The 14,909-nt window shown below is 59.9% G+C and carries 9 protein-coding genes and 1 pseudogene; 8 read left to right on the forward strand and 2 right to left on the reverse strand.

Going from position 1 to position 14,909, the window contains the following annotated elements:
- The first annotated feature begins 16 nt into the window (after positions 1-16).
- The 5 genes from aroB to hemE all read left to right on the forward strand — a co-directional run bounded on the left by aroB (position 17) and on the right by hemE (position 10,289).
- A complete protein-coding gene (gene aroB / locus AC1D19_RS16710) occupies positions 17-1,117 on the forward strand; it encodes a 3-dehydroquinate synthase (protein WP_007975598.1) in 1,101 nt (366 codons plus the stop codon).
- A gap of 10 nt (positions 1,118-1,127) precedes the next feature.
- Positions 1,128-2,720, forward strand: coding sequence for an AAA family ATPase (locus AC1D19_RS16715; RefSeq protein ID WP_477763826.1), 1,593 nt, complete (start codon positions 1,128-1,130; stop codon positions 2,718-2,720).
- Between the two features lie 351 nt (positions 2,721-3,071).
- Positions 3,072-7,517 carry a glutamate synthase large subunit gene (gltB, locus tag AC1D19_RS16720; RefSeq protein WP_477763827.1) on the forward strand — a complete coding sequence of 1,482 codons (4,446 nt, stop codon included), beginning with the start codon at positions 3,072-3,074 and terminating at the stop codon, positions 7,515-7,517.
- Positions 7,518-7,549: 32 nt separating this feature from the next.
- Positions 7,550-8,968: an FAD-dependent oxidoreductase gene (locus AC1D19_RS16725; protein WP_477752169.1), complete on the forward strand. Its 1,419-nt coding sequence runs from the start codon at positions 7,550-7,552 to the stop codon at positions 8,966-8,968.
- Between the two features lie 253 nt (positions 8,969-9,221).
- Entirely contained in the window at positions 9,222-10,289 is a 1,068-nt protein-coding gene (hemE, locus tag AC1D19_RS16730; RefSeq protein ID WP_477763828.1) for a uroporphyrinogen decarboxylase, read from the forward strand.
- A gap of 61 nt (positions 10,290-10,350) precedes the next feature.
- Here the strand turns inward: hemE and AC1D19_RS16735 are convergent, their stop codons facing one another.
- Positions 10,351-11,625, reverse strand: a complete 1,275-nt coding sequence (locus AC1D19_RS16735) for an MFS transporter (RefSeq protein WP_477763829.1) — start codon at positions 11,623-11,625, stop codon at positions 10,351-10,353.
- 119 nt (positions 11,626-11,744) lie between these two features.
- On the opposite strand from AC1D19_RS16735, the gene AC1D19_RS16740 reads away from it, so the two are divergent.
- The 3 genes from AC1D19_RS16740 (at position 11,745) to AC1D19_RS16750 (ending at position 13,706) form a co-directional block, all read left to right on the forward strand.
- On the forward strand, positions 11,745-12,647 hold the full coding sequence (locus tag AC1D19_RS16740) for a LysR family transcriptional regulator (protein WP_477763830.1): 903 nt from the start codon (positions 11,745-11,747) through the stop codon (positions 12,645-12,647).
- 137 nt (positions 12,648-12,784) lie between these two features.
- Positions 12,785-13,072 (forward strand): addiction module antidote protein, encoded by a 288-nt coding sequence (locus tag AC1D19_RS16745; RefSeq protein ID WP_477763831.1) that lies wholly within the window; start codon positions 12,785-12,787, stop codon positions 13,070-13,072.
- Between the two features lie 190 nt (positions 13,073-13,262).
- Complete coding sequence (locus AC1D19_RS16750) at positions 13,263-13,706, forward strand: DUF2846 domain-containing protein (protein ID WP_429489064.1); 444 nt, start codon at positions 13,263-13,265, stop codon at positions 13,704-13,706.
- 306 nt (positions 13,707-14,012) lie between these two features.
- Here the strand turns inward: AC1D19_RS16750 and AC1D19_RS16755 are convergent.
- Positions 14,013-14,831, reverse strand: a pseudogene (locus AC1D19_RS16755) (IS110 family RNA-guided transposase); the annotation flags it as partial.
- Between the last annotated feature and the right edge of the window lie 78 nt (positions 14,832-14,909).

The raw sequence follows: 14,909 nt of genomic DNA on the forward strand, positions 1-14,909 counted from the left end.
TTCACTGTGGGGACACATGCAGACACTCAAGGTCGATCTAGGCGAGCGCAGCTACCCGATTCATATTGGCGAAGGTTTATTGGATCAGCCTGAGCTGCTGGCCCCGCACATTCGCGGACGGCAAGTAGCGATCATCTCCAACGAGACTGTTGCGCCGCTCTATCTCGAGCGTCTGACCCGCAGCCTGGCGCAGTTCTCGGTGATTTCCGTGGTGCTGCCCGACGGCGAGGCCTTCAAGACCTGGGAAACCCTGCAACTGATTTTCGACGGCCTGCTGACCGCCCGGCATGACCGCCGCACCACAGTGATCGCCCTCGGTGGCGGTGTGATCGGTGACATGGCCGGCTTTGCCGCCGCCTGCTACCAGCGCGGCGTCGATTTCATTCAGGTTCCGACCACACTGTTGTCGCAAGTCGACTCTTCGGTGGGCGGCAAGACCGGGATCAACCATCCGCTGGGCAAGAACATGGTCGGCGCCTTCTATCAGCCGAACGTGGTGCTGATCGATACCGCCAGCCTCAATACCCTGCCGGCGCGCGAGCTGTCCGCCGGGTTGGCCGAAGTCATCAAGTACGGGCTGATCTGCGATGAGCCGTTCCTGACCTGGCTCGAAGACAACGTCGACCGTCTGCGCAATCTGGATCAACAAGCCCTGACTTATGCCATCGAGCGCTCCTGCGCGGCCAAGGCAGCGGTGGTCGGTGCCGATGAGAAGGAGACGGGCGTTCGTGCCACGTTGAACCTGGGCCACACTTTTGGCCACGCCATCGAAACCCACATGGGCTATGGTGTATGGCTTCATGGTGAAGCAGTGGCTGCTGGCACCGTAATGGCGCTGGAAATGTCCGCGCGACTGGGCTGGATCAGCGAGCAAGAGCGCGATCGCGGCATTCGCCTGTTCCAGCGTGCGGGGCTGCCGGTCATACCGCCAGAAGAGATGACAGAAGCCGATTTCCTCGAACACATGTCCATTGATAAAAAAGTGATCGACGGTCGTTTGCGCCTGGTGCTACTGCGCCACATGGGTGAAGCGGTGGTGACCGACGATTATCCGAAAGAGGTTCTACAGGCCACGCTGGGGGCAGACTACCGCGCCCTGGCCCAGCTTAAAGGTTAATAAGAACACAATGACTAGTTTGCATGCCGACGAGGCTTTCCTCGGCCATTACCAGTTGAGTCATGACCCTTTTGCTCCTCGGGTGCCTGGCTTCAAGTTTTTCCCGGCCCAGCGCAAACCCGTGCTGGGACAACTGCATCACCTGGCGCGTTACAGCCAGTTACTGCTGGTGGTCACCGGTCCTGAGGGCAGTGGCAAGACCCTGTTGCGCCAGGCCCTGGTCGCCAGTACCAACAAGCAATCGGTACAAAGTCTGGTGGTGTCCGCCCGTGGCGCCGGCGATGCGGCCGGAGTGTTGCGTCAGGTGGCCCAGGCGCTGAACGTTGCCCAGGCTGATGCCGACGCTATTCTGGCCCAGGTGGTGCAGCTTGCACTGACCGGGCAGGAAGTCTATCTGCTGGTCGATGACGCCGAACAACTGGACGAGTCCGCCCTTGAGGCGCTGATGATCCTCGCTGCCGGCGCGCCTGAAGGCCGCCCGCATGTGTTCCTGTTCGGTGAAACCTCGCTGATTGCTCAGCTTGAGGCTTTGCATCTCGAGGAAGAGCGTTTCCACGTCATCGAACTACAGCCCTACACCGAAGAAGAAACTCGCGAATATCTGGAGCAGCGGCTTGAAGGCGCTGGTCGCGGTATCGAACTTTTCACCGCAGATCAGATCTCTGATATTCACGAAAGCTCCGAAGGTTGGCCTGGCAGCATCAATCAGGTCGCCCGCGATGCAATGATCGAAGCCATGATCGCCAGCCGCTCAGCGGTCAAGCGTCCAAAAATGGGGTTCAATATGCCGAAGAAACACGTATTGGCGATTTCCGCCGTGGTCGTGGTCGCGGTAGCTGCCGCCTGGTTGATGCCGGGTCGCAACAAGGCACCGACCACGGGTACACCGGCCAACGAACAGGCGCAACTGCCGCTTGGTCAGGGCCAGCCAACAGCGAATAGTGGCGGTGCTCCAGCCGTCGAATTCGCCGGCAACACGCAGCCGATGCCATTGCCGTTGGTCGGCAATTCGCAGCCAGTCATGCGAGGTCCGCTGGCTGAAGCCGCAGGCGGCATCACCGAAGGCGACGATGGCGTGCCGGTCGAAGGTTCCAGCGCTACGCCGCCGACCGTCACCACAACCGCGCCGCCTGTGGGTGTTCCTGCCGGTCCTGCGCCGACGCCAGCCGCCAAGCCTATCCCTGCGCCGACTCAGGTCGCCAGTGCCAAGCCAGCGCCTGCTCCAGTGGCTAAACCTGCTCCAGCACCGGCCAAGCCAGCCGTTGCTGCTGCGGCCAAGCCTGCAGAGAAACCAGCCCCGGTGGCCAAGGCGGCTGGCGGCACCTGGTACGCAGGGCAAGCACCGGGCAACTACGTGGTGCAGATCCTCGGCACCAGCTCCGAAGCGTCCGCACAAAACTTCGTCAAGGAGCAGGGCGGCGAGTACCGTTACTTCAAGAAAGTCCTCAACGGCAAGCCGCTTTACGTGATCACCTACGGCAACTTCGCCAATCGTGATGCAGCCGTTTCTGCCATCAAGGCCTTGCCAGCGAAGGTTCAGGCTGGTAAACCTTGGCCTCGCACTGTCGCCAGCGTCCAACAGGAACTGGCAACAACTCGCTGAAGATTCGGCGGCCTTACCCAGGCCGCCTCTCCAAGCACCTCAAAATTTCTACAAGTGCGCGCCGTCTCTACAGACTGCGTGCCTTGTGGTGTCTGCGTCACAGTAGTCTTTGAGTCGTTGCGGTCAAAATTAAAAAAAGTTTTGACTAGCACAGCAGATCGCTTTAAACCTTTCACAAATGCGACATAGATTTGCGACATTTCGTCGTCAAATTTGTGAGGCTAAGTGTCGGTGTGTACAATGACCTCCCTTTTGCCCCCGCAAAGCTGGCGTGCGTTCGGCGTGGATGGCAAGTGGTTGAATTGAAAAGAAATTTGCCTCGATCAGAGGCAGCCTGGTGAGAAAGTGTCTATGAAAGCAGGTCTGTACCAACCAGATGAATTCAAGGATAACTGCGGTTTCGGCCTGATAGCCCATATGCAGGGCGAGCCCAGTCATACCCTTTTGCAAACGGCCATCGAGGCCCTGACCTGCATGACCCACCGCGGTGGGATTAATGCCGACGGCAAGACCGGTGACGGTTGCGGTCTGCTGATTCAAAAGCCGGACGTGTTCCTGCGAGCCATCGCCCAGGAAACCTTCGGCGTCGAAATGCCCAAGCAATACGCCGTGGGCATGGTCTTCTTCAACCAGGACCCGGTCAAAGCCGAAGCCGCTCGCGAGAACATGAACCGCGAGATCCTGGCCGCTGGCCTGCAACTGGTCGGCTGGCGCAAAGTGCCGATCGACACCAGCGTTCTCGGCCGCCTGGCCCTTGAGCGCCTGCCGCAGATCGAGCAAGTGTTCATCGGCGGTGAAGGCCTGAGCGATCAGGACATGGCCGTCAAGCTGTTCACCTCCCGTCGTCGCTCGTCCGTGGCCAACGCCGCTGACACCGACCACTACGTCTGCAGCTTTTCGCACAAGACCATCATTTACAAAGGCCTGATGATGCCGGCGGACTTGACCGCCTTCTATCCAGACCTGAGCGATGAGCGCCTGCAAACTTCGATTTGCGTGTTCCACCAGCGCTTCTCCACCAACACCCTGCCGAAATGGCCGCTGGCCCAACCGTTCCGCTTCCTGGCGCACAACGGCGAGATCAACACCATCACCGGCAACCGCAACTGGGCCGTGGCCCGTCGCACCAAGTTCACCAACGATCTGATGGACCTGGAAGAGCTCGGCCCGCTGGTCAACCGCGTCGGTTCCGACTCCTCGAGCATGGACAACATGCTCGAGCTGATGGTCACCGGTGGCATCGACCTGTTCCGTGGCGTGCGGATGATCATTCCGCCTGCGTGGCAGAACGTCGAGACCATGGACCCGGACCTGCGTGCGTTCTACGAATACAACTCGATGCACATGGAACCGTGGGACGGCCCGGCCGGCGTGGTAATGACCGACGGTCGCTACGCGGTGTGCCTGCTCGACCGTAACGGTCTGCGTCCGGCGCGTTGGGTCACCACCAAGAACGGTTTCATCACCCTGGCCTCGGAAATCGGTGTCTGGAACTACCAGCCTGAAGACGTGATCGCCAAGGGCCGTGTGGGCCCGGGCCAGATCTTTGCCGTGGACACCGAAACCGGTCAGATCCTCGACACCGATGCGATCGACAACCGCCTGAAGTCCCGTCATCCGTACAAGCAATGGCTGCGCAAGAATGCCCTGCGCATTCAGGCGACCATGGAAGACAACGACCACGGTTCGGCGTTCTACGACGTCGATCAGCTCAAGCAATACATGAAGATGTACCAGGTCACGTTCGAAGAGCGCGACCAGGTGCTGCGTCCACTGGGCGAACAGGGCTACGAAGCCGTGGGCTCGATGGGCGACGATACGCCGATGGCCGTGCTGTCCCAGCGTGTGCGCACGCCGTACGACTATTTCCGCCAGCAGTTCGCCCAGGTGACCAACCCGCCGATCGACCCGCTGCGTGAAGCCATCGTCATGTCGCTGGAAATCTGCCTCGGTGCCGAGCGCAACATTTTCCAGGAGTCGCCGGAACACGCTTCGCGCGTGATCCTCAGCTCGCCGGTCATTTCCCCGGCCAAGTGGCGCTCGCTGATGAACCTCGATCGTCCGGGCTTCGAGCGCGCGATCATCGATCTGAACTACGACGAAAGCGTCGGCCTGGAAGCTGCGATCCGCAACGTTGCCGATCAGGCTGAAGAAGCCGTACGCTCGGGCCGTACTCAGGTCGTGCTGAGTGACCGTCACATTGCCCCGGGCAAGCTGCCGATCCACGCGTCCCTGGCTACTGGCGCGGTGCACCACCGCCTGACCGAAAAAGGCCTGCGTTGCGACTCCAACATCCTGGTGGAAACCGCGACCGCTCGCGATCCGCATCACTTCGCCGTGTTGATCGGTTTCGGCGCCTCTGCCGTTTACCCGTTCCTGGCCTATGAAGTGCTGGGTGACCTGATCCGTACCGGTGAAGTCCTGGGCGACCTCTACGAGGTGTTCAAGAACTACCGTAAAGGCATCACCAAAGGCTTGCTCAAGATCCTGTCGAAGATGGGCATCTCGACCATCACTTCGTACCGTGGTGCGCAGTTGTTCGAAGCCATCGGCCTGTCCGAGGAAGTCTGCAACCTGAGCTTCCGTGGCGTGCCGAGCCGTATCAAGGGTGCGCGTTTCGTCGACATCGAAGCCGAGCAGAAAGCCTTGGCCACTGAAGCCTGGAGTCCGCGCAAGCCGATCCAGCAAGGTGGCCTGCTGAAGTTCGTCCACGGTGGCGAATATCACGCGTACAACCCGGACGTGGTCAACACACTGCAGGCCGCTGTGCAGCAGGGCGACTACAGCAAGTTCAAGGAATACACGTCGCTGGTGGACAACCGCCCTGTGTCGATGATCCGCGACCTGCTGAAAGTCAAAACACTCGATACTCCATTGGATATGAGCGAAATCGAGCCGCTGGAATCGGTGCTCAAGCGCTTCGACTCCGCCGGCATCTCGCTGGGCGCCCTGTCGCCGGAAGCTCACGAAGCCCTGGCCGAAGCCATGAACCGCCTCGGTGCGCGTTCCAACTCCGGCGAAGGCGGCGAAGACCCGGCGCGCTACGGCACCATCAAGAGCTCGAAAATCAAGCAAGTGGCGACCGGCCGTTTCGGTGTAACCCCGGAATACCTGGTCAACGCTGAAGTGCTACAGATCAAGGTCGCCCAAGGCGCCAAGCCTGGCGAAGGTGGTCAGCTGCCGGGCGGCAAGGTCAACGGTCTGATCGCCAAGCTGCGTTATGCAGTACCGGGCGTCACCCTGATTTCGCCACCGCCGCACCACGACATCTACTCGATCGAAGACTTGTCGCAGCTGATTTTCGACCTGAAACAGGTCAACCCGCAGGCGCTGGTCTCGGTGAAGCTGGTAGCGGAAGCGGGCGTCGGCACCATCGCTGCCGGTGTGGCCAAGGCCTACGCGGACTTGATCACCATCTCCGGCTACGACGGCGGCACCGGTGCATCGCCGCTGACCTCGATCAAATACGCGGGCGCTCCGTGGGAGCTGGGCCTGGCCGAAACCCACCAGACCCTGCGCGGCAACGACCTGCGCGGCAAGGTCCGGGTACAGACCGACGGCGGCCTGAAAACCGGCCTCGACGTAATCAAGGCGGCGATCCTCGGCGCTGAAAGCTTCGGCTTCGGCACCGCGCCAATGATTGCCCTGGGCTGCAAATACCTGCGCATCTGCCACCTGAACAACTGCGCCACCGGCGTCGCGACCCAGAACGAGAAGCTGCGCAAGGATCACTACATCGGTACCGTCGACATGGTGGTGAATTTCTTCACCTACGTCGCCACCGAGACCCGTGAGTGGCTGGCCAAGCTGGGCGTGCGCTCCCTCGAAGAGCTGATCGGCCGTACCGATCTGCTGGAAGTCCTCGAAGGCCAGACCGCCAAGCAACATCACCTGGACCTGACCCCGTTGCTGGGCAGCGACCACGTGCCGGCGGACAAACCGCAGTTCTGTGGCGTGGAGCGCAACCCGCCGTTCGACAAGGGCCTGCTGGCCGAGAAAATGGTCACTATGGCCACCTCGGCGATCAATGACCTGAGCGGCGCCGAGTTCGCCCTGGAAATCTGCAACTGCGACCGTTCCATCGGCGCACGGATCTCCGGCGAAATCGCGCGCAAGCACGGCAACCAGGGCATGGCCAACGCACCGATCACGTTCCGTTTCAAAGGCACGGCCGGGCAGAGTTTCGGCGTGTGGAACGCCGGCGGCCTGAACATGTACCTGGAAGGTGACGCCAACGACTACGTCGGCAAGGGCATGACCGGCGGCAAGCTGGTGATCGTTCCTCCGAAGGGCAGCGTCTACCGGACACAGGACAGTGCCATCATCGGCAACACCTGCCTGTACGGCGCCACCGGCGGCAAGCTGTTCGCCGCCGGCACCGCGGGCGAGCGTTTCGCCGTGCGTAACTCCGGTGCCCACACCGTCGTGGAAGGCACTGGCGATCACTGCTGCGAGTACATGACCGGTGGTTTCGTCTGCGTATTGGGCAAGACCGGTTACAACTTCGGCTCTGGCATGACCGGCGGTTTCGCCTACGTGCTCGACCAGGACAACTCCTTTGTTGACCGGGTCAACCACGAACTGGTGGAAATCCAGCGGATCAGCGGCGAGGCGATGGAAGCCTATCGCAGCCACCTGCAGAACGTGCTGAACGAGTACGTCGCGGAAACCGACAGCGAGTGGGGTCGTGAACTCGCCGAAAACCTCGATGACTACTTGCGCCGTTTCTGGCTGGTCAAGCCCAAGGCTGCCAACCTGAAATCGTTGCTTTCCAGCACCCGTGCCAATCCGCAGTGATATGCGCCTGAAGAGTTTGATGAGGTTTTAAAATGGCTGAACGTCTGAATAATGACTTCCAGTTCATCGAGGTCGGGCGCAAGGATCCGAAGAAGAAACTGTTGCGTCAACGCAAGAAAGAGTTCGTGGAAATCTACGAACCCTTCAAACCCCAGCAGTCGGCCGACCAGGCCCACCGCTGCCTGGGTTGCGGTAACCCGTATTGCGAATGGAAGTGCCCGGTGCACAACTTCATTCCCAACTGGCTGAAACTGGTGGCCGAGGGCAACATCCTCCAGGCCGCCGAGCTGTCGCACCAGACCAACACCCTGCCGGAAGTCTGCGGCCGGGTGTGCCCGCAGGACCGTCTGTGCGAGGGTGCCTGCACCCTCAACGACGGCTTCGGCGCGGTGACCATCGGTTCGGTGGAGAAGTACATCACCGACACCGCGTTCGCCATGGGCTGGCGCCCGGACATGTCCAAGGTCAAGCCAACCGGCAAGCGTGTCGCGATCATCGGTGCCGGGCCTGCTGGCCTGGGCTGTGCCGACGTGCTGGTGCGCGGTGGCGTGACCCCGGTGGTGTTCGACAAGAACCCGGAAATCGGTGGCCTGCTGACCTTCGGCATCCCCGAGTTCAAGCTGGAAAAGACCGTGCTGAGCAATCGTCGCGAAGTCTTCAGCGGCATGGGCATCGAATTCCGCCTCAACACCGAGGTGGGCAAGGACGTGACCATGGAGCAACTGCTCGAAGAATACGATGCGGTATTCATGGGCATGGGCACCTACACCTACATGAAGGGCGGTTTTGCCGGTGAAGACCTGCCGGGCGTGTATGACGCGCTGGACTTCCTGATCGCCAACGTCAACCGTAACCTGGGCTTTGAAAAGTCGCCGGAAGATTTCGTCGACATGAAAGGCAAGAAGGTCGTGGTACTCGGCGGTGGCGACACGGCGATGGACTGCAACCGGACCTCGATCCGCCAAGGCGCCAAGTCAGTGACCTGCGCTTATCGTCGTGACGAAGCGAACATGCCAGGCTCGCGCAAAGAGGTGAAGAACGCCAAGGAAGAAGGCGTGAAATTCCTCTACAACCGCCAGCCGATCGCCATTGTCGGTGAAGACAAGGTCGAAGGCGTGAAGGTGGTCGAGACCCGTCTCGGCGAACCGGACGCCCGTGGCCGTCGCAGCCCCGAACCGATCCCGGGTTCCGAAGAGATCATCCCGGCCGACGCCGTGGTCATCGCCTTCGGTTTCCGCCCGAGCCCGGCGCCATGGTTCGAGCAGTTCAGCATCCAGACCGACAGCCAGGGCCGCGTAGTGGCGCCGGAACAAGGTCAGTACAAGCACCAGACCAGCAACCCGAAAATCTTCGCCGGTGGCGACATGGTGCGCGGTTCCGACCTGGTGGTGACGGCGATCTTCGAAGGCCGTAATGCCGCGGAAGGGATCCTGGATTACCTGGGCGTTTAAAACCCGATTTCGATTTGAAATGGGATCAAATGTGGGAGCGAGCCTGCTCGCGAAAGCGGTCTGTCAGCCAACATCAATGTTGGATGTACCGGCCCCTTCGCGAGCAGGCTCGCTCCCACAGTTGTTTCGCGGTGTTGCTAAACTCCGTATTTCATTGCGACAAATTGACCCGATAGACAAAAGCCTCCGCTCTTGCCGTGCCTTTTGCGCCCGGCTCTGAGAAAATGCCCTCACTTTTTTTCCGGATGCCGACATGACTGCCCTGAAGAACGACCGATTCCTGCGCGCCCTGCTCAAGCAACCCGTAGACGTCACCCCAGTGTGGATGATGCGTCAGGCCGGTCGCTACCTGCCTGAATACCGCGCCAGCCGTGCCAAGGCCGGCGACTTCATGAGCCTGTGCATGAACCCGGCGTTCGCTTGCGAAGTCACGATGCAGCCGCTCGACCGTTATCCACAGCTGGATGCGGCGATCCTCTTTTCCGACATCCTGACCATCCCCGATGCCATGGGCCAGGGCCTGTACTTCGAAACCGGTGAAGGTCCGCGCTTCAGGAAAGTCGTCAGCACCCTGGCCGACATCGAAGCCCTGCCGATTCCTGACCCACAGAAAGACCTGGGCTACGTGATGGACGCGGTCAGCACCATCCGCCGCGAACTGAACGGCCGTGTGCCGTTGATCGGTTTCTCCGGCAGCCCGTGGACCCTGGCGACCTACATGGTCGAAGGCGGCTCGTCGAAAGACTTCCGCAAGACCAAGGCCATGCTCTACGACAACCCGCAAGCCATGCACCTGTTGCTGGACAAGCTCGCACAGTCGGTCACCAGCTACCTCAACGGCCAGATCATGGCCGGTGCACAGGCCGTGCAGATCTTCGACACCTGGGGCGGCAACCTGTCGGCTGCGGCGTACCAGGAGTTCTCCCTGGCCTACATGAAAAAAATCGTCAGCGGCCTGATCCGCGAGCACGAAGGCCGCAAGGTGCCGGTGATCCTGTTCACCAAGAACGGCGGTCTGTGGCTGGAAAGCATCGCCGACGCCGGCGCTGATGCACTGGGCCTGGACTGGACCTGCGACATTGGTGAAGCCCGTCAACGCGTCGGCAACAAAGTCGCCCTGCAAGGCAACATGGACCCGACCGTGCTTTACGCCAAGCCAGAAGCCATCCGCGCTGAAGTCGGCCGGATCCTCGCCAGCTACGGCAAGGGCAGCGGCCACGTGTTCAACCTCGGTCATGGCATCACGCCGGAAGTCGATCCGGAGCATGCTGGTGCATTCCTGCGTGCTGTGCATGAATTGTCGGCGCAGTATCACGAGTGATCGGCAGCCAATTAAAAAACGCCCGGTTTATGCCGGGCGTTGCTCCCACAGGTTTTTGTCTTCAGGCCTTCACATTAACCAGAGGCGGCAACTTCGCCAGCTTCAACGCGATCAGCAGTGCAATCACCAGCAGCGAGCCGATGAACAACCCGATCCCGTTCCACCCGCCCATATGCCAGAACACGCCGCCCGCCGTACCGGCGATGCTCCCCCCGGCGTAGTAGCTGAACAGGTACAAGGACGATGCCTGCCCCTTGGCCCTGGTGGCGCGGCGGCCGATCCAGCTGCTGGCCACCGAGTGGGCGCCAAAGAAGCCGAAGGTGAACACCAGCATGCCGATGATCACCAGCGGCAGCGGCGTGAACATCGTCAAAGCGAGGCCAGCGATCATCAGCGCGATGGTGCTCCAGAGCACTTTGCGGCGACCGAGTTTGTCGGCCAGCGAGCCGATTTTCGCTGAGCTGTAGATGCCCGACAGGTACACCACCGACAGCAACCCGACGAAGGCCTGTTCCATGTGGTACGGCGCGGCCAGCAGGCGATAGCCGATGTAGTTGAACAGCGTGACGAACGCGCCCATCAACACAAAGGCTTCAAGAAACAGCAGCGGCAGGCCGGCGTCGCGAAAGTGCATGGTGAAACCGTCGAGCAGGCTGCGCGGGTGCAGCGAGCGGGCGCGGAAGTTGCGCGATTCCGGGAGGATTTTCCAGAACACCGCCGCGGCAATCAGCGCCAGGCCACCGATCACCAGCATCGCCGTGTGCCAGCTGACGAAGTCGATCAATACTCCGGTGATCAAGCGTCCGCTCATCCCGCCAATCGCGTTGCCACCGATGTACAAACCCATGGCGAGGCCGATGTGCTGTGGGTGGATCTCTTCGCTCAAGTAAGTCATCGCAACCGCAGCCAGACCGCTCAACGACAATCCAATCAGCGCACGCATCAGCAGCACACCGTGCCAGCTCGGCATCATCGCACTGGCCATGGTGCACAGCGCAGCGGCGAACAGTGCTGCCACCATCACCGGTTTACGCCCGATACGGTCGGAAATCGGGCCAGTGATCAGCAGGCCGATGGCAAGCATGCCGGTGGCGATAGACAGGATCAGGCTGCTCTGCGCCGCGTTGATGGAATACTCGTGGGACAGCAGCGGCATCATCGGCTGTACGCAGTAGAGCAGGGCGAAAGTCGCGAAGCCGCCGCAGAACAACGCCAGCACCGTGCGCATGAACGCCGGGGTGCCTTTTTCGATGTGGATTTCCGCCAGCTCAGCGGCGATAGCGTCCGGCGCTGCGGGAGGAACTTCATGGGCGAGTGGGGCGACAGCAGTTTTCACGTTGGACCTCGGAGGACGCAGCCGGTCAGGCAATGAAAAAATCATATAGCTGGCTAATGATTCAATCCAATATATTGTTCGACCTGTTTGATAGCTTTTACGACCTAATGGGGTTTTCCATGGAATTGCGTCACCTGCGCTACTTCATCGCCGTCGCCGAAGAACTGCATTTTGGCCGCGCCGCACAGGTGCTGGGCATCTCCCAGCCGCCGCTGAGCCAGCAAATTCAGGCGCTGGAACAGGAAGTCGGAGCACGGCTGTTCGAACGTACCAATCGTCGGGTCGAGCTGAGCGAGGCCGGTCGGCTGTTTCTGCAAGAGGCGCGGCTGGTGCTGGCGCAGGTCGACAAAGCAGCGGATGTCGCGCGACGGGCGCAGTTGGGTGAGTTGGGTGAGCTGAAAATCGGCTTCACCTCGTCGGCCCCCTTCAACTCGACCATTCCCCAGGCGATTTTCTCTTTCCGCCAGCGCTTCCCGGCGGTCCAACTGAACCTGCGGGAAATGAGCAGCACCCAGGTGGCCGATGCGCTGGTGGACGAGTCGATTGAAGTCGGGATCATGCGGCCGCTCGGGTTGCCGGACTGTCTTAGCGTGGTCGAACTGATGCGTGAACCGCTGGTCGCGGTGCTTAGCTCCAAGCACCCGTTGGTAGAGGGCAGCAAGGAGGGCTTGTTTCTGTCAGCCCTGGCCCTAGAACCTTTCGTGTTTTTTCCACGCAGCTACGGCAGTGGCTTGTACGCCCAACTGCTCAGCCTGGCCCGGGACGCCGGCTTCAGCCCGCACTTCGCCCAAGAGGCCGGAGAGGCGATGACCATCATTGGGCTGGTAGCGGCAGGGCTCGGCATTTCGGTGCTGCCGGCGTCTTATCAGCGGATGCGTATTGACGGTGTGGTCTACCGCCCGCTGCTCGATCCGGCGGCGGTGTCGGCGGTGTGGCTGGTGCAGCGCAAGGATCAGAAGTCGGCGATGGCGCGGGCGTTTGTCGAACTGCTGACGAGGAAGGTTGAGCCGTTGCAGGCGTGACTATTTTTAATGGTTGGCTCTGACTACCAAGCATCGAATGATCAGAAATCCGGATTGAGCGGGTGTAGCTCAAACGCTACACCTCGTGATATCAAACAAGCCAGGCTTATTGCGAAATCCTGGCAGGAGCAAAACCCATGACCGAACAGTTCACTCGCTGGGACTCTGCCGAGTACTTCAAGACCGAAGAGGACATGGCAAATTATCTGGACGCTTGCATGGAAGAGGCGGGGGATGATCCGGCGTTCATCGCCAAAGCTCTCGGGACCATTGCACGTGCCCGCGGCATGACTCAGGTCGCCCGCGATGCGGGGCTTTCTCGAGAAAACCTTTACCGTGCATTGTCGGGTGATGGGAATCCAGAGTTCGGCACCATACTGAAAGTCATCAAGGCTTTGGGACTCAAGTTACATGCCAGTACGTGAGGGATTGAATCAAATACCAAGACGATCAATCTGCGAATGGGCGCCCAAAAGGCGCCTTTTTCATTTCCGTTGGCCACACCAATTGGCATTGGTGAGCGTTTTGTTAGAGTGGATTTTGAGTGGTGGCCTTTAGCCTTGATCTGGTCGGCCGATAATTGTTTCTGCATTCATCAAACTATGGAGAAACAGGATGTTCAAGCAGTTAACCTTCACCGCTTTGCTGGCACTGACCGCTCTGACTGGTGGTTGTGCTTCGGTAAAAATGGCGGATGAAAGCCAGGACGCTCAGGCCAAAACATTCCAGGTGGCCCCGGATAAAGCCCACATCTACGTGTATCGCAACGAAAGCATGGGCGCTGGCGTGAAAATGCCGGTGGCGCTGAACGGCAAGCCTGTAGGCCAGACCGTCGCCAAGTCTTATCTGATGCTTTCGGTCCCGGCCGGTCAGCAGACCTTGGTATCTTCCGCAGAAAACGATTCGGAACTGAAACTCACCGCAGAAGCGGGCAAAAATTACTTTGTCTGGCAGGAAGTGAAAGTGGGTTTCATCAAGGCGCGTAACAGCCTGCAAGTCGTCGACGACCAGACCGGCCGCGCCGGCGTCGCTGAAAGCAAACTGATTCAAGCTCAGTAAGCGTTCCGACAACCCCCGCACACAGCGCGGGGGTTGATTCGCTTTGTCCGAGAGAGCACAAAAAATCTATGGTCGCCCCCATTTTTGCAATACTGATTAACGGGTGGTGTGGTTGGCTTGCTTAAATCTATCCGGCGTCTGTTTGGGGCATGCCCCAGCGCCACGATGAGAATCGCGCCTGACGATCCTAAAAAGCCCATCGGCTTCTTAAAGCCGATTTTTATGCCAGGATCTTCGCCAGGCCGGTAGGCCGTTCACGTCATCTGTTGTTCAGCTATCGCAAAACCTGAAGGGTGAATCGTGGTACTGCAGGTGCTTGTCACCCCGCTTGCTGATCCCGAGCAAATTCGCCTTACCACCCGTACTGTACTGCCTGGGCACCAGTCCCACTGAGGCGGCAAAATCGCGACTGCGTCGGTACTGCTTAGCATCGCCCATCTCCACAGCCAGCAGGCTGGCGGTGATCGGGCCGACACACGGCATGCTCAGTAAACGACTACCTAGATCATCGTCGGCCAGTTGGCTCGCCAGCTCTTTGTCCAGCGCCTTGATTTGCTCATCCAGGTAGACGAAGTGATCGTGCAGACGTTGCAACAACACCGTCAAACGAACGGGAAACTCATGCCCAGCCAAAACAACTGCTAGACGCTTCATGATGGCCAAGCCTCTGGGCAAGCTGACGCCAAACTCCAGTAGAAAACCGTGCATCTGATTAGCCGTTTTTGTGCGGTCATGCACCAACGATTCGCGCATCCGATGCAGAACAGACAGGGTTTGCTGGGACTCGGTCTTAGGCGTCACAAAGCGCATAGATGGACGGGAAGCCGCTTCACAGATCGCTTCAGCATCGACGAAATCATTTTTGTTGCCCTTGACGAAGGGCTTAACGAACTGCGGGGAAATCAGCTTGGCCGTGTGTCCCATTGCCGCTAGCTGACGAGCAACAAAATGCGCCCCCGCACAGGCTTCCATCACCACGATACAACTCGGCACGTTGCCGAAAAGCTGCATCATCTGCGCCCGAGAGAGCTTCTTGCGAAACACCTCGCGGCCTGATTTATCCTGGCCGTGAAGGTGGAAATTATGTTTGCCGAGATCGATACCGATCAGTGCTGACTGGATCATGATGATGGCCTCCGAAAACAAAACACCCTGCGAAAGCGTAGCCCTCGCAGGGTGTGGGGGTGACCATCTCATTAGCCC

Source organism: Pseudomonas sp. P1_C12 (genome assembly GCF_056406435.1).

Excerpts from the sequence above, each read along its gene's own strand:
- aroB (WP_007975598.1), top strand. The coding sequence starts at position 17 with ATGCAGACACTCAAGGTCGATCTAGGCGAGCGCAGCTACCCGATTCAT.
- AC1D19_RS16745 (WP_477763831.1), top strand. The coding sequence starts at position 12,785 with ATGACCGAACAGTTCACTCGCTGGGACTCTGCCGAGTACTTCAAGACC.
- hemE (WP_477763828.1), top strand. The coding sequence starts at position 9,222 with ATGACTGCCCTGAAGAACGACCGATTCCTGCGCGCCCTGCTCAAGCAA.
- AC1D19_RS16715 (WP_477763826.1), top strand. The coding sequence starts at position 1,128 with ATGACTAGTTTGCATGCCGACGAGGCTTTCCTCGGCCATTACCAGTTG.
- gltB (WP_477763827.1), top strand. The coding sequence starts at position 3,072 with ATGAAAGCAGGTCTGTACCAACCAGATGAATTCAAGGATAACTGCGGT.
- AC1D19_RS16740 (WP_477763830.1), top strand. The coding sequence starts at position 11,745 with ATGGAATTGCGTCACCTGCGCTACTTCATCGCCGTCGCCGAAGAACTG.
- AC1D19_RS16750 (WP_429489064.1), top strand. The coding sequence starts at position 13,263 with ATGTTCAAGCAGTTAACCTTCACCGCTTTGCTGGCACTGACCGCTCTG.
- AC1D19_RS16725 (WP_477752169.1), top strand. The coding sequence starts at position 7,550 with ATGGCTGAACGTCTGAATAATGACTTCCAGTTCATCGAGGTCGGGCGC.